Annotated in this window: 14 protein-coding genes; 8 read left to right on the top strand and 6 right to left on the bottom strand. The window is 62.8% G+C overall.

The genetic code is table 11. The features are described 5' to 3' along the window. Positions 1 to 139: 139 nt before the first annotated feature. Positions 140 to 1,189 carry a hypothetical protein gene (locus JYP50_RS09645; protein ID WP_206560297.1) on the top strand — a complete coding sequence of 350 codons (1,050 nt, stop codon included), beginning with the start codon at positions 140 to 142 and terminating at the stop codon, positions 1,187 to 1,189. Then, positions 1,189 to 3,111: a DUF3857 domain-containing protein gene (locus tag JYP50_RS09640; RefSeq protein ID WP_206560296.1), complete on the top strand. Its 1,923-nt coding sequence runs from the start codon at positions 1,189 to 1,191 to the stop codon at positions 3,109 to 3,111. The genes JYP50_RS09645 and JYP50_RS09640 overlap by 1 nt, the downstream gene beginning before the upstream one ends. Positions 3,112 to 3,206: 95 nt before the next feature. Here JYP50_RS09640 and JYP50_RS09635 read toward each other — a convergent pair whose 3' ends face one another. Both JYP50_RS09635 and JYP50_RS09630 read right to left on the bottom strand, forming a co-directional pair. Continuing rightward, the gene (locus JYP50_RS09635; protein WP_206560295.1) at positions 3,207 to 4,391 is read right to left on the bottom strand and encodes a sugar-transfer associated ATP-grasp domain-containing protein; all 1,185 of its coding nucleotides are present in this window, start codon (positions 4,389 to 4,391) and stop codon (positions 3,207 to 3,209) included. Positions 4,392 to 4,427: 36 nt separating this feature from the next. Then, a complete protein-coding gene (locus tag JYP50_RS09630) occupies positions 4,428 to 5,621 on the bottom strand; it encodes a hypothetical protein (protein WP_206560294.1) in 1,194 nt (397 codons plus the stop codon). A gap of 221 nt (positions 5,622 to 5,842) precedes the next feature. Here JYP50_RS09630 and JYP50_RS09625 point away from each other — a divergent pair, with 221 nt between their 5' ends. Next, entirely contained in the window at positions 5,843 to 6,487 is a 645-nt protein-coding gene (locus JYP50_RS09625) for a TetR/AcrR family transcriptional regulator (RefSeq protein ID WP_206560293.1), read from the top strand. A gap of 67 nt (positions 6,488 to 6,554) precedes the next feature. Here JYP50_RS09625 and JYP50_RS09620 read toward each other — a convergent pair whose 3' ends face one another. After that, a complete protein-coding gene (locus tag JYP50_RS09620) occupies positions 6,555 to 7,334 on the bottom strand; it encodes an enoyl-CoA hydratase/isomerase family protein (RefSeq protein WP_206560292.1) in 780 nt (259 codons plus the stop codon). 139 nt (positions 7,335 to 7,473) lie between these two features. Here JYP50_RS09620 and JYP50_RS09615 point away from each other — a divergent pair, with 139 nt between their 5' ends. From JYP50_RS09615 to JYP50_RS09595, 5 genes are all read left to right on the top strand, one after another. Continuing rightward, positions 7,474 to 8,817: an APC family permease gene (locus tag JYP50_RS09615; protein ID WP_206560291.1), complete on the top strand. Its 1,344-nt coding sequence runs from the start codon at positions 7,474 to 7,476 to the stop codon at positions 8,815 to 8,817. A 39-nt stretch (positions 8,818 to 8,856) separates the two neighbouring features. Further along, positions 8,857 to 11,052 (top strand): TonB-dependent receptor, encoded by a 2,196-nt coding sequence (locus JYP50_RS09610; protein ID WP_206560290.1) that lies wholly within the window; start codon positions 8,857 to 8,859, stop codon positions 11,050 to 11,052. A 180-nt stretch (positions 11,053 to 11,232) separates the two neighbouring features. Next, complete coding sequence (locus JYP50_RS09605; RefSeq protein ID WP_206560289.1) at positions 11,233 to 12,816, top strand: class I adenylate-forming enzyme family protein; 1,584 nt, start codon at positions 11,233 to 11,235, stop codon at positions 12,814 to 12,816. Positions 12,817 to 12,826: 10 nt separating this feature from the next. Then, positions 12,827 to 13,966: an alpha/beta hydrolase gene (locus tag JYP50_RS09600; protein ID WP_206560288.1), complete on the top strand. Its 1,140-nt coding sequence runs from the start codon at positions 12,827 to 12,829 to the stop codon at positions 13,964 to 13,966. 44 nt (positions 13,967 to 14,010) lie between these two features. After that, a complete protein-coding gene (locus tag JYP50_RS09595) occupies positions 14,011 to 15,933 on the top strand; it encodes a CocE/NonD family hydrolase (RefSeq protein ID WP_206560287.1) in 1,923 nt (640 codons plus the stop codon). 47 nt (positions 15,934 to 15,980) lie between these two features. On the opposite strand, the gene JYP50_RS09590 is transcribed toward JYP50_RS09595, so the two are convergent. The 3 genes from JYP50_RS09590 to JYP50_RS09580 are packed head-to-tail and all read right to left on the bottom strand — an operon-like array spanning position 15,981 to position 18,952. Continuing rightward, positions 15,981 to 16,628, bottom strand: coding sequence for a polysaccharide deacetylase family protein (locus tag JYP50_RS09590; RefSeq protein WP_347136762.1), 648 nt, complete (start codon positions 16,626 to 16,628; stop codon positions 15,981 to 15,983). Between the two features lie 33 nt (positions 16,629 to 16,661). Continuing rightward, positions 16,662 to 17,801: a glycosyltransferase gene (locus tag JYP50_RS09585; protein WP_206560285.1), complete on the bottom strand. Its 1,140-nt coding sequence runs from the start codon at positions 17,799 to 17,801 to the stop codon at positions 16,662 to 16,664. Beyond that, positions 17,798 to 18,952, bottom strand: coding sequence for a sulfotransferase (locus tag JYP50_RS09580; protein ID WP_206560284.1), 1,155 nt, complete (start codon positions 18,950 to 18,952; stop codon positions 17,798 to 17,800). The genes JYP50_RS09585 and JYP50_RS09580 overlap by 4 nt, the downstream gene beginning before the upstream one ends. Positions 18,953 to 19,100 lie beyond the last annotated feature (148 nt).

The raw sequence follows: 19,100 nt of genomic DNA, 5'->3' as shown, positions 1-19,100 counted from the left end.
GCAATTACCGCCACAGTGCCGGGCGTGGTATCAAGCCTGCCGTGACAGTAGGTGGCCTTGCTGTTAATCTTCGAAACTAGCCATTGCTCGGTATTGTCGAAAATTCTATTCATGGAGCGTGATTGCAGAGGGAACTGCGATGTTGAATGCCGCCACGTTGCCTGCCAAGCAACTGCAGCCGCCACAAAGAGTTTGGCATGTGTTGCTGCTTGTTGCGCTAAGCCTGGGGCTCTATTCCTTGGTGTTTCTCTATAGGAATGGCAAGGACCTGCGGCTTCTGGATGACAGCCCCACACGCCCGTGGTTATGGGCGCTTGCTCCGCTGTTTCCCATCACACTCCCTTTCCTACTAAGCCGGATGATGGGCCGGTATCAGGCTCTGGCAAAATCGCACCAGATCAAAATAAATAATCGCGGCACTCTTTATGGAAGCGTGCTTTTGATCGTCACAGTGCTACAACAAATTTTCTCCTTGTCCAGCGGTCAATACGCTGTCGTCGGCGCCCTAGTTGGTGGAGTTGTATGGAGTGGGCTTTTTGCCAGCCTGACAAACGAAATAAACAAATTGCGGATTATCTATCCCAAAGCATCCCTTAAATGGCCTGCGTATGGCATTTCCCGGCCTCAGACGATAGGGCTGATTGCCAGTGGTGTTGTCTGTGCGCTGTACTTCAGTGTCACATTAAAGCGGGAATTTTCACATCTGTTCCATCCAACTTTGGACGCGGGCTCTGTCTGGCAGCCCACAAACGGAAATTATCGGATAAAGGTACAGGATGATTGGGTGTTGGCCCCCGAAGGTACCTACTCTCAAGGTGATACGGAGGCGGAATTTGCGATTTCCAGTAGTGCCTGGGTGCTTGTGTTTGATCAGTCATTGAATAACAGCGTACAAGGGGTTTCGGAGGCGCGGCGGCAGTTCGTTCGCGAACGTGATCCCGGGGCGGAATGCATAGAGAAACGCCGTCTTGTCGATAATTCGCTTTCCCTATATTCCCACCTTGAATGTACTGAAGACCTCGGTGCCGCAAAAACAACCTACATAAGTTCTCAGTACGATAATGGCACGACCCATATTGAGCTATTTGCGATTGCTATTGTTCCATCTTATTCCCATCGACGGATCCACCAGCAGATTCTCAGATTGGTGAGTGGCTTTGAGTTTAATAACGATGGTGGCGTGAAGTGATGCGTAATCTCCGCGTTGCCTTGGCAATTCTCTGCCTGACTGGTCTGGGGAATCCCTCGGTCGCGGAGATATCCTGGTCGCTTGGCGGCGCCTCAGATCTAATTGCTTCGGCCCGCGTAGCGCAGGTAGCACTGGGGTCGGATCGCCCGGAAAACCTAATACAGCTGCTTCATCGCGTGGAAATCAATATTGGTGAAGATGTGGTGATTGAGCGTATAGCGCTCGCTTACTATTACCCTACAGCAGAGGCGGTGCAACAATTCGGGAGTGATTCTGTCAGTTGGGATCATAAACGCGAGAATCTGCGTTTCCTGGAGGTGGCAACTGTACTTCCTGATGGCACGAGAATCGACTTCAACCCTGATAGTGCCAATGTAAATGATACGGACTCCTACAATACATTCAGTGATACCAAGAGTGTCGTGTTACATCCTCCAGGACTGGTTGCTGGAGCGATGAATGTCCTGGTTTACGAGCGTGAAATGCCCGCTGAGCGCCCTTATCACTATTCAGTGCCTATTCAATCCTCAGTGGAAAAGCGTGCATTCAATCTTGAAGTAAGCTGGGCGGCTAAGGCACCAGCTTGGGAGTTCCCTGAGAAGTTGTTGAACTGTGACAACAGTGGAAAGCGCTTAACTTGTTCAGCGTTAGATCTTCCCAAGGTTGGTTTTGACGATACGGACCATGTGTTGGACGTGATGCCGGAATTTATTGTAGCCACCAGCGTCTCGTGGGACCACGTAGTGGAAACTATGCTCGAAAACATCGCCCGTGCAAGCCGCATGACCGGTGTCGGCTATGAGAGGGCGCTGAATGAAATCAAAGAAAGTGACTCACCTCTTGCGGCAGCCTTTGAATTGGTCAGTCGCGGTATTCGCTATGCGTCTTTTTCCACAGGGGCACATACTCATTTGCCCCATGGGCTTGAGGAGACGCTTCACAACCGATTCGGGGATTGCAAGGATAAATCGACGCTGTTGCTGGCATTCCTCAAGGCGTTGGGTTATGACGCCTACGCCGCACTGGTTGCCACCGATCGAACTGTTCCGGGAAAGCTGGGGATCGCCAGTCTCGGCTATTTCAATCACATAGTGGTTTGTGTGCAGGATAAGCAAGGCGAATTCTGCCTCGATCCGACAGATATTTACACGGATAGCGGCACCACGTCCGACTGGATTCAAGGAAAAGTACGGTTAAAACTGCTTCCCGACGCCCGGCCAGATACCGTGCCAGCCAGTATGTATCGGTGGAGGGCGGATTTCATCAGTAATCTGGTTTTTCTGTCCAATGGGGGGCAGACCGAAGATCTTACCAGGCGTTATTTTGGTGAATATGCGGCGTGGTCAAGGAGTGAGCTGTCTGGCCTCGACAGTAAAGAGCGCTTATCTTGGCTTTCCCAGGAGTATAGCGATACGGTCGCGACACCGATTCGGCAGGATTTTCGGGTTGATCGATTGCATTTCCTTGAGGCTGTAGTAGAGATAGGCTCCACCAGTGAATTTGCGCCGATGCTGGATGTCACTGAGCCGCTGAACTATACCGATTACGCAAGCTGGATCAGGTCATTTGCCAGGAGTCTTTACGCAGACAACCGCTATCGTGGTTTTGAGTTCGAAGGAGTTCGATTGTCGAGCGAGTATCATTTTGATTTCGATGGGCACTGGGCGCAGCCAGAGTTGGGGCCTGAGGTCGAGCTGGTCTCGAATTATGGCAGCATACGACGCGACTGGGATTTTCTGGAGGGGAAGGTTGTGGTTAAAACCCTGCTGAATATGCCCAAACAATATATCAATCTCGAACAGGTGGGAGAATTTAATCGTTTCCTGGATCTCGTCATACAAGAGACGATGATACGCATTTGGGCAAAGCCCATAGGTGGTGGCGGTTCGTCTGAAACCGGGGCGAGTAGTGCCGCAGAATAGTACTGCTCACCGTAGTCAAAATATTTTTAATGCAAGCAGGCACGAAGTTATTGGTATGCGCGCGTCACATCGGTAGCGACTTTTTTGGGTGGGCGCTACGGTTGCAGCTCGCGTGTCCCGGGGGGCGCGGAGACCTGTAAAGAATCCGTGAGTGCCTGGCTGTCCCTGCCGGCATCGCCATCCGCTCCAAGGCGACGGGGCAGAATGTGGCGAATTCCGCGGTTGATACAGAGCTGCGGGCCAATCGGATCGAACATCGGGTTGCCCTCGAGCACCACCGGGCCATCGTCCGTCAGCGCAATATCCCAGCCCACCGCCGGAATTTCGCGGAAAGCTTCGGCGCACTGCCTGGCCAGGTGCAGGGCGTTCTCCAGCTCCGGCGGCTTCCAGCCGGTAATCGCATCCCCGGTATCCGGGTGGTGCGACATATCGTCGAACAGTCCGTCGTCGCCGAGACCGATAGCGCGGGTGATGGCGCCGGACTCCAGGTCGCACAGGGCGAGCAGGTTGCCGGTTGTTCCGTCGGAGAAATTGTCGGTAAACGCCCCCACTACCGGGAGCTTGAAAAACGCACAAAAAACGTCGACGCGCCCATCCCCCGTATACAGGGTGTTCACTCTCAATGTGCCGCAGGCCTCGCCGGGCATGATGCGCCCGAGTGCCCGCGCGGGGCGGAGCCGCTCCTGTAAAATATACCGGGAGTCCTGGCCCGCGAGCCGTTGTGCAAAATCTTCGAGAGAATAGCGGCAAGCTTCGCTGTGAGCGTGAATGCCGTCGACTCCGCGGGAGAACATAAGGAACCCTTCGCCGTAGGAGCCGTCACAGGCTTTGACAATGTAATCCGATGGCGCAAGCCCTTGCAGCAGATCGTGCACCGCGGCTTGGTCGTGGGCGATTGGAAGCGAAGTGGTTCGCGGGTAATTGATCGCGCCGAATACCGCGGGGTGGGGAAGGTGGCGGTCCTTGCAGGCATCGGCAAAAGCCACTTTGTCCTGCAGCACGGCAAAGCGCTCCCTGTCGTTGTATTGAAACAGGATCCGGCAACAGTCTCGCTTGTCGACATATTCCCGCCACCGCGAAAAACTGGCTGGCAGGCGGTACAGTTCATAGGTGAGGTAGTGGTCGTTGCCGTAACCGGTCACGGCGCGATGGAGCAGCAATTTGCCCAGCTCCGCCACCGCTGGCCGCCCCAGTCGGGCGCCGATACGCTGACTTAACGACCAGTAATCCCGCAGCTTGGCGATAGCGGTAAATCGTCCATTTCCTGCCACCACGCTCATTTACCTCCCTGTATACTGTGGTCAGCGCCGACTCGGTTATTGCGCGGCGTGCCCGCGCTTGAACCCGGGATTGACCTCAGACATGGTAATCCAGGCCTGATTTTGCTTCCCGTGCACCAGCCGTCGTACCGTTTTCTTCATTGGCCGGGGAGCGAGCAAGTCCAGCAGAATGCCGCCGTGGTGGCGGACGGTGTAGCGCCACAGTTTGCGCCGCATCATTTTTTCCAATTCGAGCTCGCCACGCTCCGCGGCTTCCATCGCGATATCCCTGAAAAAAGGCACGGCGGCTTCGTTGCCGATCCACATTTCACCGGCCAGTGCATAGTCAGCCAGCTCGGGGAGGGACTGGCTGCGTAAACCCAGCAGCTTCAGGCCCACCATGGTCCTCAGGCATTTGACGCATTGGCCACAGTTGTCGTGGGCGCTCTGCCAGCAAACCTGTAAATTATCCAGGAGGTATTGCTGCTGCGCGATGCTGGCCAGCTTCTCCAGCCGGCGCTCCAGGCCATGGTGCACTATTTTCTGGTCGTTCCCGCCCCACAGGGGGTCGGAAACCGGGTGGCTGCCCCAGGGAAATATCCAGTCGAATGTCATTGAGGTCGGAATATAGCTGACGCCAAAGCCGAGGGCGCTGGCCACTCCGCACAGGTCCAGCCCGTGCTGGAAGTAGCGGACAATGCCGCGTTTACGGCAAAACGGGCCGTAGTCCCCGGTGACACATACCAGCTGTTTTCCAGCCTGTTGGGCAATGCGCCCCTGCGTTTGGGTGAAAGCCTCCCAGTCGCTGCGCGCAAACGTCCCCTCGAAGCTGTTCAGTGCCACCAGGTGGGTGATGGAGTCCATTTCCCGGTGCAGCGTGTAATTGCTGTCCACGCCGCCCGAAAAGAAACTTATTCCCCCGGGCTGCACCGCGGTTTCGACAACCGCGGCGGCTTCCACGGGCACCGGTTTCAGGCCGTGATTCCAGGAGCTGAAAATGCCCTGGATGCGCGCCAGGTTGGCCATCAGCCGGGCGTTGACGGGAAGGCTTTCATCGATGTGGATGGGGCGCCCGGTGGCCATGGCCTGGAGCAGTGAAACCGCAAGATACAGGCTGCCGATGGCCGTTACCTGGCAATTGCCGTGGAACTCAATATTGACGTCTTCCCCGTCAATCCGCGCGCAATAGGACGTGCCGTTGTCCTTGCTTGTTGCGCGGCAGGCGCCGATCTGCAATACCGAGCATTCCATAGTGCCCCACTAGAACTCAATCCAAATGGACTTTTGCGATCCGTAGGAGGCGCTCGGGTATGAATCTGCCGCCTATGAGTTGCCGCATGGAGTGCCTGTCCCCGCCCCAAATGTACAGAAAGTATGCAGCAGGCCAGGGCTTGTGTCGAGTTGGGCCGCCTTGTATTGGGCGGGCTGGCGGAATGGGTATACCATAGCGGTCGTACTGCATGGGGAACTGAATGAGCACCTCCACCACCCGGAAAGGGCGCACCACCCGAAAGCGCGCCGACAAGCCCACCTTTATCGAGGAAACCCGCCGCCAGCAATTCCTGGAGATCGGCGTGCGCCTTTTTCGCGAACTGGGCTACGAAAAGGCCTCCCTGGCCCGCATCGCCAGGGAAGCGGGGGTCAGCAAGGGCGTGGTGCTCTACCATTTCAGCGGCAAGGCGGAATTGGGCAAGGCGGTGCTGCGCCAGGTCTTGCGGGGCTATAGCGATTTCCTGCGCGAGCGCACCGATGTCCGGGAAACCGCCAAGGCCAAAATCCTGCAGATACCCTCCGCCAGCCTGGAATATGTAGCGGCTCACCGCGAAGACTACGCCATCTACGTGGATGTGATTGGCTGTTTTGGCGGGTTGGAGGAAAAGCGGGAGTTCGCCGCGTGGGTCAGCCAGCGCACCCGCGAGATGCTGGTTGCGCTGATTCGCCAGGGACAGGAGGAGGGCGAGATCGGGCCGGTCAACGCCGCCGCGCTGGCGGATGTCATTCAGGGGGCGCTCGACGGCCTGATGGAACTCTATGCGGTCGACCCGGAGTCGGTGGACCTGGAAACCGCCGGCGCGGTGCTGGCGTCGATGATCGAGGGCGAGTTGTCGCGTTCTTGATCCGGCTGGTGGAGCCGGCGGTGGGGCCCGCCGACCGCGGGTCCCGTCTTCTGCCGCCGCGCCGTTTTCAGGTTTGGTAGCTGGGCTCGCGTTTGTTCAGGAAGGCCGTGACACCCTCGATAAAATCGCGGCTGGCGAACACTTCCTTGTTTCCCCTGACTTCCAGCTCCAGCATTTCTTCCAGCGTGGCGCCGTAGGTTTTATCCAGTGCGTCCTGGATCAGCCTGATGCTCAGCGGTGAATTGTCGCGCAGCCGCCCGGCCAGGCGTCGGGCGTCGGCCAGCAGCGAATCCGTGGCGCTGACGCCCTGTATCAGTCCCGCTTCCAGCGCGTAGTCGGTGCTGAACTTGTCGCCGGTGAGCAACATCTCCTTGGCCCTGGCCAGGCCGATCAGTCGCGGCAGGTAATACAGTACGCCGTTGGTCTGGAACAGGCCGCGCTGCGCCTCCGCAAACATAAAATAGGCATCCGGTACCGCCAGGCGAAAATCGCAGGCCAGGGCCAGCTCCAGGCCCACGCCCACGGCAAAGCCATTGAGCGCGGCGATCTTGGGTTTGGCCGTTCCCGCCAGCAGGCGCGTCAATTGCTGCAGCCGCGCGAGCTGGGACGCCTGGTGGTCGGCGTCCAGGGCCCGGTCGGTGGCCAGCTCGTTCAGATCCTGGCCGGCGCTGAAAGCGGGTCCGCTGGCGGTCAGGATGAGCACGGCGGCGTCGTCGTCGCCGGCAAAGCGTTGCAGCAGTTGTTCCAGCAGCTCGTACTCCTGCTGGCGAAAGGTGTTGAGCCGGTCGGGACGATTGAGGGCGATCGTCGCGACGCGGTTTTCAACGGAATAAATAATGGATTGCATGTTGCCTGCCTCGTAAGTACCAGTTAGCATTACAGCATAAATTTGACCAACGGACAAAAAAATAACCAATGATCAATTCGGTGTCGAAATCGATCTTGGTGCTGGGCCGCGACAACAGCGGCGAGGAGGCGAGCCGGGCATGGCAGAAAGCCCGCGAGTAATAGGGGCGCCAGCCGCGACGTTCACCCTGGTGGGCTTCGTGGTGGGGGCGTCGATATACACCGTCCCGGCGGAGCTGGCGGCTGAATCGGGCGCCGGCGTGCTGGTGTCCTTCGCGGTGGCCGCGCTGTTGGCCCTGCTGGGCTGTGTCGCCACCATTCAGCTGGCCAGCGCGTTCCCGGTGACCGGGGCTGGCTACGTCGCCGTTCGCGAACTGCTGTCGCCCTTTGCCGGCGCGGTCGCCGCGGTGGCGGTGCTGTCCGCATCGGTTGTGGCGGTGGCCCTGCTGGCCCACGGCTTTGCCGCCTACACCGCCAGTATGTTGCCGTCGGTCGCGGATTACCGGCTGCCATTGGCCTGGGGGCTGGTGTCGATCCTGGCCGCGCTGAATGTCGTGGGCACGCGGGCCGCGGTGGCGGGTCAGGTAGTAATGTCGCTGTTGTTTATTGCCGCCTTGCTGGTATTTGCCGTGGCGGGCGTTGCACATGGCCTGCAGCACCCGGGGGAAGCCCTGTCTTTCAGTGGCCTGGGCGCGGTGGTCTACGGGGTGGTGCCCGCCTATTTCTCATTCCTGGGTTTTACCCTGCTCGGGGAGCTGGCCGGCGATATGCGCCGGCCGGAGAAAACCATTCCGGTCGCGCTGCTGTCGGGTTTCGTCATCATCCTGCTGACCTATTTGCTGGTTACCCTGGCCTTGCTGCTGGCCGCCGGACCGCGGGAGCTGGCGGAGGCCGGGGCGCCGCTGGCGCTGGTGGCGAGCAAGGTGGCGGGGGAGGGCTTCGCCCTGGTGATCGGGGCGAGCGCCCTGCTGGCGGCCGCCACCTCCATCAACGGGGTGCTGATGATGGTTTCCCGGGACGTGCTCCTGCTGGCACGGGATGGGGTGCTACCCGCGGGGTTGTCGCGCACCACCCAGGGCGGGGGCGGGATTCCCTATGCCGCCGTGGTGTCGATCTGGCTGTTGTCGCTGCTGTGCATCGCCTTTGAATCCAGTATCCAGGGCTATGCGATCGCGACCGTCATGGGCTTCATGGTGTTCCAGGCGCTGGCGGCCCTGGCCGTGGCCAGGCTGCCGTTCGCGGCGCCGGGTATTTACCGTTCCGCCCGGTTGCGTTTCCCGCCGCGCGTCCTGCTTGGCGCGGGGTCCGCCCTGATGGTGGTATCGGCGGTGATGCTGGTGCTCGGCGCGCTGTCGGCGCCGGTGGAGGCGGGCCTGTACGCGATGGTGTTGGCGCTGTTGGTGGGGCTGTGCGCGCTCGGTCGGCGGAGGATTAAAGCCGAGTCCGCGGCGAATGGCGCGGCGACCCCTGTGGCCAATGGATAGAAAGAAACAACGACTAATCATTCTCAATGGAGTATGGCTATGAGCAATAAAACCCCTATTTTTCGCCTGCAGACGGCGGCCTCGGTGGTGGCCTTGATGGGTTCCCTGCAATCGGCTCAGGCCGCGGAGGGCGCGCCGGTGCTCCTTGAGGAAGTGATCGTCACCGCGCAGAAGCGGGAGCAGTCCGCCCAGGATATCCCGGTCAGTATCTTCGCCATCACCGGGCAGACCATGGAAGAGCGTGGCGTGCTGGCGCTGGAGGATTTGCGCGACCAGACCGCGGGCCTGGAACTGGTGTCGACCAGCCCGGGCAAGCTGTCCGCCGCCATTCGCGGGGTGACGTCCTCCGATTCCAGCCTGGATGGCACCGGCGCGGTGGGCTACTACGTGGACGAAGTGCCGATTTCCTCCTACGCCGGCTCCCTGCCGGAGGTCGCCATGTGGGACGCCCAGCACGTGGAGGTTTTGCGCGGTCCACAGGGCACGTTGTTCGGCGAGGGCTCGATGGCCGGGACGATACGGGTTATCAGCAACAAGCCCGATACCACGGCGACCTACGGGCGCATCTCCACGCAATACCAGTCGGTGGATGGCGGCGAAGGCGGCTGGGGCCTGAAGGGGGTGGCCAACCTGCCCCTGTCCGAGCAGTGGGCGGCGCGCCTGTCCTTCACCCACCAGGACCTGGGGGGTTGGGTCGACGCACCGGAGCTGAACAAGTCGGACACCAATACCAATGAATCCCTGGATGCGCGTTTGGGGCTGCGCTACGAGGGCGAGAGGGCCACCGTGGACCTGGCGTATTTGCACCACAGCATTGAACTGGGCAACACCTGGGGGCAGACTTCGCCCTCCAGGGTGGAGCCCTCCTCGGTGGAGGTCCAGCCGGGTTCCGGCATCTACTTCTCTCCCATCCGGGAGCTCTCCACCCTGGATGACGAGTACGATATCTACAACATCACCGTCAATTACGATTTCGGCGAATTCTCCCTGGTTTCGGCTTCATCCTATTTCGACCAGGACTCCGAGGAACAGTCGGACCTGAGCCCCAACGACATCGTGTTCTTCGGCGTGCCCGGCGTGGCGCGCAGCACGGAAACCGGCGGCGCCGAGGAATTCACCCAGGAGCTGCGCCTGCAGAGCAACGGCGACCAGCGTCTGGACTGGCTGGTGGGCGGCTTCTATAAAACCTCCGAGCGCGAATTCTCCGACGCTTTCTACTTCAGCATTCCCGCCTGGGGCTTTGAAGAATACACCACCCTGCAACCCTTTATCGAGCGTGAAGTCTGGGCCCTGTTCGCGGAAATCGACTACGCCTTCGACGACAACTGGTCGCTGCAACTCGGCGGGCGCTACTACGAGGACGACATCGAGCGCTACAGTATTGATGATGACTCGGTTGTGTTCGGTACCGTCGCCGGCCGCAGTGCCACGGTTTCCGGCAGCAGCGACCACTTCAGTCCCAAGATGACCCTGACCTGGCAAAACGACGACCTGGTGTTCTACGCCACCGTGGCCAACGGCTTCCGCTCCGGCGGGATCAACGAAATTTCCTCGTTGTACCCGCAGGAGGTTCCCGACCTGGTGGGGCCGGAGGAGCTGTGGGCCTACGAGCTGGGCGCCAAGAGCAGCCTCGCCGATGGCGCGGTCACGCTCAATGCCTACGTGTATCACAACAGCTGGGACGACATTATTCTCGGCCTGACCACCTCGGACGCGCTGTACGCGTTCCGCGACAATGCCGGCAAGGCGGAGTCCACCGGTGGCGAGGTCGAGCTGACCTGGGCCATCAATGAGGTGTGGCGCTGGTCGGTGAATTCCGCCTATGTCGAGTCCGAGATCAAGGACGACGTTTACGACAGCTTCGGCGGCGTCGTGGTGCAGTCCGGGGCCGCCATCGCCAACGTGCCGGAGTTTACCGCCGGCACCACGCTCGACGCCCGCTGGCCGCTGGTGAAAAACTGGGAAGGCAGTGCCGTTGTCACCTACGCCTACCGCGACAAGACCTACTCGGACTCGCCGAACACGCCGCGCTACCAGAACGATGCCTACAACATGGTCAACTTCCGCCTGGGCGCGGATCGCGGGGACTGGGCCGTCTTCCTGTATGGCCGTAACCTGTTCAACGAGGAGGCGACCACCCAGCGCTGGAGCCCCGGCTTTGACAGCCAGTTGGTGTACTCCAACTACATCCAGCCGCGAACCCTCGGCGTGGAACTGCAATACAATACGTTCTAACGCGCTGTGCACGGCTTTTGTCGTTGGCCGCGCAAGCGGTCGACGACAGAAGCAGCCAGGCCGACAATTGATAGCCAGTATCCCTGTTTGCGGACCCGTGCCGCAAACAGGCTTCTTTCAACGCCCCGTCCGGTATGTGACTCTCCTGGCGGAGCGCCAATCGAGACCTAAGAGTTTTCTATGAGTAGTGAGTTGGCCGATGTTCCGGCCCTGCCGAGCCTGTTTGATTACCTGGCGTACTGGGCCCGGGAAACGCCCGATGCCGAGGCGCTGGTCGAGGGCGATCTGCGAGTCAGTTACGCGGAACTGTCGCGCCGGGTAGAGGCCATCGCCGGGGCCATGAAGGCCGCTGGTATCGGCGCCGGCGACCGGGTGGCGACCCTCGACGGACCGACGGTGGCCTTTGTCGAAACCTTCCTCGCTGCCAATGCGGTAGGGGCCATCTGGCTGGGCCTGAACCCCAAGTACCGCTCAAGGGAGCTCGCCCAGGTTATCGAGGACGCCGCGCCGGGCCTGCTGTTTTTCGCCGATGCCGGTTCCTCGCGAAATTACCGGGGCGAGCTGGAGGCCATCGTCGCGGGTTTGGGCCTCGACTGCCAACTGGTACCGCTGGAGCAGGGGGAGGCCCCGGGAAGTCTCGACAGCTGGGTCGACGCCCACCGGCCCAAGGCCGCCGACGCCGGACCCTGGCAGGTCGATGGCAACCGCGCCGGCCTGTTGGTCTATACCTCCGGTTCCACCGGGACGCCCAAGGGAGCGCTGCTGCGCAACGGGGCGATTACCCGTTTCGCCATCCGCCAGAATGCGCTGTGGCCGTTGAAGCCCCATCGCGTACTCAATTATTTCCCGATCAACCATATCGGCTGCGTTATCGACATGTTCGCGCCCTGCCTAGTGGCCGGTGGCGCCACGGTGCTGATGGAGCAGTTTGATCCGCTTGAGGCGCTGTTGCTGATCGAGCGCGAGCGATTGACACTGTGGGGGTCGGTGCCCAGCGTCTTTACCCTGCAGCTCGCGCTGCCGGAAATCGCCCGGGTGGATTTTTCCAGTGTACAGCTGATTGTCTGGGAGGGCGCTGCGATGCCGGTGGATACCGTGCGGGCCCTGCGCGCTATTTGTCCCCGGCTGGCCACCAACTATGGCATGACCGAGACGACCAGCGCTATTACCGCACTGGCGCCCACCGCCGACCTGCAATTGCTGACCGGTACCGTGGGCAGGCCCTATCCGGGCGTGGCGGTGCGCCTGTGCGATGAGCGCGGTGTCGTCGTTGAACGCGGTACCCCCGGGGAGGTGCAGACCTACAGCGATCAGCTGACCATGGGTTACTGGCGCAACCCCACGGCCACCCGGGCCGCGTTTACCGAAGACGGCTGGTTCCGCACCGGCGACATTGCTGTGGAGCGGGACGACGGCTATATCGCCATCGTCGGTCGCGTCAAGGAGATGTTCAAGTCCGGCGGTTACAACGTGTACCCGCGCGAAATCGAGGTGGCGATAGAGGAGTTGGACGGGGTCGACTGCGCCGCGGTGGTCAGTGTGGATGACCCCCTGTGGCAGGAGGTCGGCGTGGCCTTTGTCGCCGCTGCGGCGCAGCGGCTGGACGGGCAGGACCTGGAGCGGCACTGCAAGGCCCGACTGGCCAACTACAAGGTGCCCAAGCACTTTGTGGTGCTGGAGAGCCTGCCGTTGCTGCCGATTGGCAAGGTGGACAAGGTGTCATTGAAATCCCGGGCCGGCGCGCTGTTCGGCAGTGAGGCGTAAGGAGCCAGGCATGACTAAACGTATTATCAAAACCCTGGCGGCATTGACGGTGCTGATTCTGATTGCGCTGTCCAGCGCCGCCGGCACCGCGTATTTCCTGATCGATACCGGCAAGCAGATGAACCGCAACTCCCTGTGGTTGGACATCGACAATGGCGCCATCGACGAGTCCAGGTACCTGACCCTGGGCGGCGTGCAGCAGTTCGTGCGGATTCGCGGCCGCGACCTGAACAACCCCATCCTGGTAGACCTGCACGGTGGCCCCGGTTCCGCGTTTACACCCTTCACGCACCGGGTGCTGGCGCCGCTGACGGAGTATTTCACCCTTGTGGAATGGGACCAGAGGGGGGCAGGGCGCTCCTACGGCGACGAGGCGATGGCCAGGGCCACCGATTTCGAGCGCATGGTCGCGGACACCGTGGAGTTGCTGGAGTACGTCACCCTGCGTTTCGAACAGCCCCGGGTGGTGTTGGTCGGGCACAGCTGGGGCACCAACCTGGGCCTCAAGGTCATTGCCCAGCGCCCCGACCTGGTGTCGGCCTACGTCGGCGTGGGCCAGGCCCTGGGCTGGAAGTCCGGATTCGACGAAAGCCTGCGACTGATGAAGGAGGCCGCCCGTGGCGCCGGCGACAGCGAAACCCTGCAGGCCCTGGAGTCGGTGCCGCCGTGGCCGGAGGACCCCGAACTCGGCGCCGATCACGTGGCCACGATCCAGCGGCATCTGTCGCGCTTTGGCGCCTCGATTCACGCCCTGAGGGACCCCCAGGACGGCCTGCACTCGCACCTGATGCTGGATACCATCCTGTCGCCGGATTTGAGCATGGGAGAACTGTACAAGAAGTTTTTCCCCGATCCGATGTCGCCCGCCAACGAAGCCCTGCTGGTGGATTTGTATGACTACGAGATCACTTACCCGGACGAGTACGTATTCGAGGTCCCGGTGTTTATTTTCCAGGGCGAGCACGACTGGCAGACGCCCACCACGCTGATCAAGGAGTGGTTCAAACAAGTGCGGGCGCCAGTCAAGGAATACGTGGCGTTCGAGGATTCCGCCCACTATGTGGTGAACGAGGAGCCAGGCAAGTACCTGTACAGCCTGGTGGCCAAGGTCCGGCCGCTGGCGGTGCGGGCGGCGGTGGAGGGCCAGTGAATGGCTCGCGGGAAGTAAACAGGCGCCAAGGGAACCGATAGAACATGCTGAAGAAAATCGCGATGGTAGTGCTGGCGGTTGCGGCACTGGTGGTGTTGTACGCGCAATCGGTACCGCTGGCGGGTGAACGCCTCACGCCACTGGGCGAGCAACGCAACCAGTCCCTGTATGTGACCGCGCCGGATGGTACGCGGATCGCCATCGACCTGTGGCTGCCCGCGTCGCTGGCGCCCGGTGAGCGCGTGCCCACGCTGGTTTCCGGCACGCGCTACTGGCGCGCTTCCCGTGTGACCTTTGTCGGTCGCGTGTTGCACGGCTTGGGCTTCGGCGCGCCGGGCGTTGATCTGCCGGAGTACGCGGCTTTTTTTAACCCCCGGGGTTACGCCTTCGTGTCGGTGGATGTGCGCGGTACCGGCGCCTCCTTCGGTGCGCATCGCATGGAGTACTCCCCCGAGGAGGTGGCGGACTACGCGGCGGTGATCGACTGGATTGCCTCCCGCGGTTGGTCGAATGGCAAGGTCGGCTCCCTCGGCGTGTCCTATCTCGGCACCAGCGCGGAGCTGATGACCACCGTGCACCACCCGGCCCTGAAGGCCGTGGCACCCTTGTACAGCGATTTCGACTCCCAGTATCACCTGGCGACCCCCGGGGGCGTTTACCAGCCGGGCTTTATCGCGGCCTGGAGCGATGCGGTGATGGCGATGGACCGCAACGATGTCTGCGCCCTGGTATGGCCCGGGGCCGAGGGCTGGCTGGACGGCCTTCGCTGCGCCCTTGGCGGCCTGTTGATCGGTGGCGTGAAACCGGTGGACGCCGACAGCGACGGCGCACAGTTGGCGGCGGCGGTGGCCGAACATAACACGCCGGATGTGCAACAAGCCGTGCGCGGGCTGGAGTATCGCGATTCCCGCTATGCCGATACCGGGTGGACCATGGCCGATTCGCAGCCCTATGCCCGTCAGGCGGAAATCGAGGGCTCGGGCGTGCCGATGTTCGTGATTGCCGGTTGGTTGGACGCGGCGACGGCGGACGGCGCCCTGGCGCGCTTCGACCGTTTCTCCAACCGGCAAACGCTGACCATCGCGCCCTTCAGCCACGGCGGGGACCACGATACCGACCCCTTCGAGGCCGTCGACCGGCCGCCGCTGTGGTCCTACGAGGAACACTACGGCGCGGTGGAGGCCTTTTTCGCCCACTACCTGAAGGGCGAGGGCGAGGCGCCCGAGCCGGGCATCCGCTACCACGTGATGAACGGCGGTGGTTGGCGCCACTCCGATGTGTGGCCGCCCCGGCAGCGGGATCACTGGCAGTTCCACCTGGCGGCCGGCAATAGCCTGCAATCTGTGGCGCCCGGGAGCGGTGGCACGCAATCGTTGGACGTCGATTTTTCCGCGAGCACCGGCGAGCATACCCGCTGGCACACCCAGTTGGGCGGGCCGGATGTTATTTATGACGACCGGCGTGACCAGGATGGCAAGGTACTGCGATTCAGCACCGCGCCGCTGGAGCGGGACATGCTGGTGGTGGGTAACGTCCAGCTGAGCCTGTACCTGGGCGCCTCCGTGGCGGACCCCAACCTGCACGCCTACCTGGAGTCGGTGGCGCCCGATGGCCGCGTGACCTATATCACCGAGGGCGTATTGCGCGCCCGCCACCACCGCGTGGTGGCGGCCAACGTACCCTACCGGGTGGACGGCGCCGGCCGCAGCTATCTGGAGCGTGATGCGAGCCCGCTGGTGCCGGGCGAGGTACACAAAATCGACCTGTCCCTGTATGCCACCGCGGTCAGGCTGGCCGCCGGGCATCGCCTGCAGATCGCCCTGGCGGGGGCCGACGCCGGTGCCTTCGAGTCGCGCAACCGCGAGCGGGCGCCGGTGCTGTCGCTGCACTACGGTGCGCAATACCCGTCGAGGATTTCGGTTCCGGTGTTGGCGCAGCGCGACGCCGGGCCAGCCGGGGCGCAATGACAGTGCCGTCCCGCGGGTCCCGGCGAGCTTGCGCTATCGTTAAACGCCTACGGGCCGGCTGCCGTGAGCCAGTGCTCGAGATCCTTCGCCAGCAGTAGCTGCTCGTCCCGCGGGTGCAGCGCCAGCCTGGCGCGGCCGGTACCGCGCCCGGCGAGGGTGTTGAGGCGGTTGCTGGCGCGCAGCAGGCCGCGGCGCAAACGGGTATCGGCCTCGAAGCCGAGCAGGGGGAGGCGCTGCAAGGCGTCCCGTTCACTGTCGTACAGTCCGCTCAGGAACTCGAACCAGCGAAAGCCCAGTCCACGCAGGTCCCGCGGCGCCACCGGTCCCATGGCCCAGGCCGGTGGTACGTAGGTCTCCGGTGCCGGCAGTTCCCGCTCGTCGAACCAGGCCCGGCAGCGGCGGATCAGCGCCAGCACCCCGGCCCGGTCCAGGGACAGATGCTCGCCGGCGTCGCGGGACAGGATTGCGGCGTGCAGGCGATGACGGAGGTTGCGGTAGCCGTCGACGCGGTGGTGCCAGCCGTGCCCCGCCAGCGGGTGGCCGGCCGCGGCCAGCCGGCGCAGCCTGTCCAGGTCCGCCGGGGTCCAGTGCCTACCGGGCACCACCAACAACAGGGGCGGCGGATGGCCGCCGTGGCGCAGGCGCCGGGCCAGATGCTCCACCCGGTCCAGGGTGGTGGGCATTACGTCGTGAATGGAGGGCAGCAGTTCCAGCGTCGTATCCCGCGTTCAGTGCCGTTGCGCCTGCCCGGCTTCCTGCAGCCAGAGCAGCCAGCGCCGCAGGTTCCAGTTATTGAGCTCGAGCGCCGCGCGCCGGGCGATACCGCTCTTGCGCGCGCGGGCCTCCGCTGGCAGGCCGGCGATGCGCTCGAGGGCCTGCCAAGCCGATTCCCCCTTGCCGATGACGAACAGGCCATTTGCCAGGACGGCCCAGTCGACAATTCCGCAAGCCTCCGACACCAGGGCGAGCCGCCCCCGGGCCATGGCTTCCAGGGCTACCGTACCAAAGGATTCCACTCGGGATGGCAATATCAGTAAGTCGTGCTCATCGAGCAGGTGCACCAGCGCGCTGCGCGGCCGCCAGCCGATGTAGTGCAGGTTGGGCAGGCGCTGGGCGGCGTTGCCGACGGTGCGGCGCAGGGGGCCGTCGCCCGCCACGGTAAATTGCAGGTCCGGCAGCCTGGCGGCCGCATCGAGAACGGCCGGCAGGTTTTTTTCCTCCGCCAAGCGGCCGATGAACAGCACGCGCCTTAGTCGCGGTCGGGGCGGCACCAGCGGCGTGTGCAGGAACTCGCCGGCCACGGAGGTTCCCATCAGCTCCACGCGGTTGGCGCCGAACCGGCGAGCCTGTTGAATCATGTCCGGGGAGTTGGCCAGTACCAGGTGGCTGAGGCGGAACAGCAGCTGGTTGGAGCGGGTGAGATACCACTGGCTCAGGCGGCCGAAGGCGGTGGCCCAGTAGATACCGGCCAGGGCCTCGTAGTGGGTGTGGAAACCGGTGATCACCGGTATTCCCAGTCGTCGCGCGGTGACCAGGCCGGCGATGCCGTAGGGACCTGGCGTGGGCACCACGACCACGTGGGGGCGCAAGGCCGACAGCCGGCGCCACAGGCCCAGCGGGTTGGGTAGCCAGATTTTTTGTGTGCTGTCCCCCGGCAATGGCGGCAACAGGTAGCGGTACAGTCGCGACTGGTTGCCGGTGGGGCAGAGCAGTTCGGAGCGCTCGATCCGCTGCCCGAGCTGTTCGACCAGGTCGGCGTAGTAGGAGCCGACGCCGTTGCGTTCGGGCGGTGAATCGGAAATCACCGCCACCCGCAGCCGCGCGCGCGGAGCTTCGGTGGGCGGTGGCAGTTGTTCCGCCGCGATCACAGGCGGGCCTCGGCGCGGCACCAGGGGCCAAAACGCCGTCGCAATTCGCTCGCTTGCAGTCCCCAGCGCGCCAGGGGAGGTTGTGCCACCGGCCGGTGTATCCCCGCGGCGGCTCCGGCACTCGCGGATGGCCCGGATGGTGTGGCGGATACCGGGGGTGCCCCCAGCCCGAGCTGGCGGTAGAGGCGCGCGCGCTGCTCCTCGGGGGCCCGGGCCAGATCCGCCGCCGCCAGGACAAAGCAGCGGCTGGCGGGAAGTTCCCGCTTCAAGGTATCGAGATTGCGGTAGTAGAACTCCAGGCTCGCGAGCAACTGGTCGCGGAATCGCGGCTCGTCGGCCGCCAGCCCGCACAGGCGCCGGGCCCCCGCGAGGGCGTTGAACTGGGAGCCAATGACCTGCAGGGCGTCGCGCTCGCAGACCACTATCCGGCTGTCGGGAAACGCCCGGGCGAGGCTGTGGGCCATGCCCGCGAAGGAAGCGTTTTTCGACAGCAGGGTTTTGTCCGGCCCGTGAACGAAGAGGTGGCGCTGCAGGCAGCGGCGGTACCCGGCGATAAAGCGTCGCTGTTCCGTCGCCGGCAGGTCGCGGTCAAAGCGGGCCAGGCGCCACAGCCAGTTCGCCTGGGGAAAGGGGATCACCAAGACAAAGCAGCACAGGACCGGCAGCAGGGCCAGGTAGTCCTCCTCGGGCGCCGCCAGGCTGATGGGGTGCACCTCGTCGAGGGCCCCCGCCACGCGGCGTTCCAGCCAGCCGACGAGCACGTGCAAGGGGGCTCCCAGGCGCCGGTCGAGGGCGGCAGCGGCGCGGATTGCGTAGCGCTCGCTGATACTTGGCGCGAACAGGCACTCCCAGGTGGAGAAAGTGGTGAAACGCGGGTCCTCGGCCAGCAGCCGGTGGCTGCGGGTGGTGCCGCTGCGCGGTACGCCGAGTACGAACACCGGGTGCCGGACCTCCACCTTGCGGTAGCCGCGAAACAGCAACTCGTCGACCGCGAAGCCCAGCCAGTGCAGGCACTGCGCCGCGACAAACAGGGGCAGCAGTAATACACCCAGCGCCAGGCGATAGAGATAGCGCCAAATGCCGGGAAAAGGGCAGGGGAGCAGAAGTTGTCGCCAGAGATCGAGTGCCCTGAACGGAGTCTTCAGAAGCATTGTCGCGGCGCCGGTCGTCCGCTTCCGGCGATGGATGCGGGCGGATGATTGTCACTCATAGCGCCACGGTACAGGCAGAATGTGACGATACAGTTACCGCCCCCCGGCGCGGCTCTTTCGGCATTGGGTTGTTGATGGCATTGAGTCG

Source organism: Parahaliea mediterranea (assembly GCF_017255185.1).
Lineage (GTDB): Bacteria > Pseudomonadota > Gammaproteobacteria > Pseudomonadales > Halieaceae > JAFKCZ01.
The sequence above is the reverse complement of the archived record's forward strand: the minus strand, read 5'-3'. Positions and strand labels throughout refer to the sequence as shown.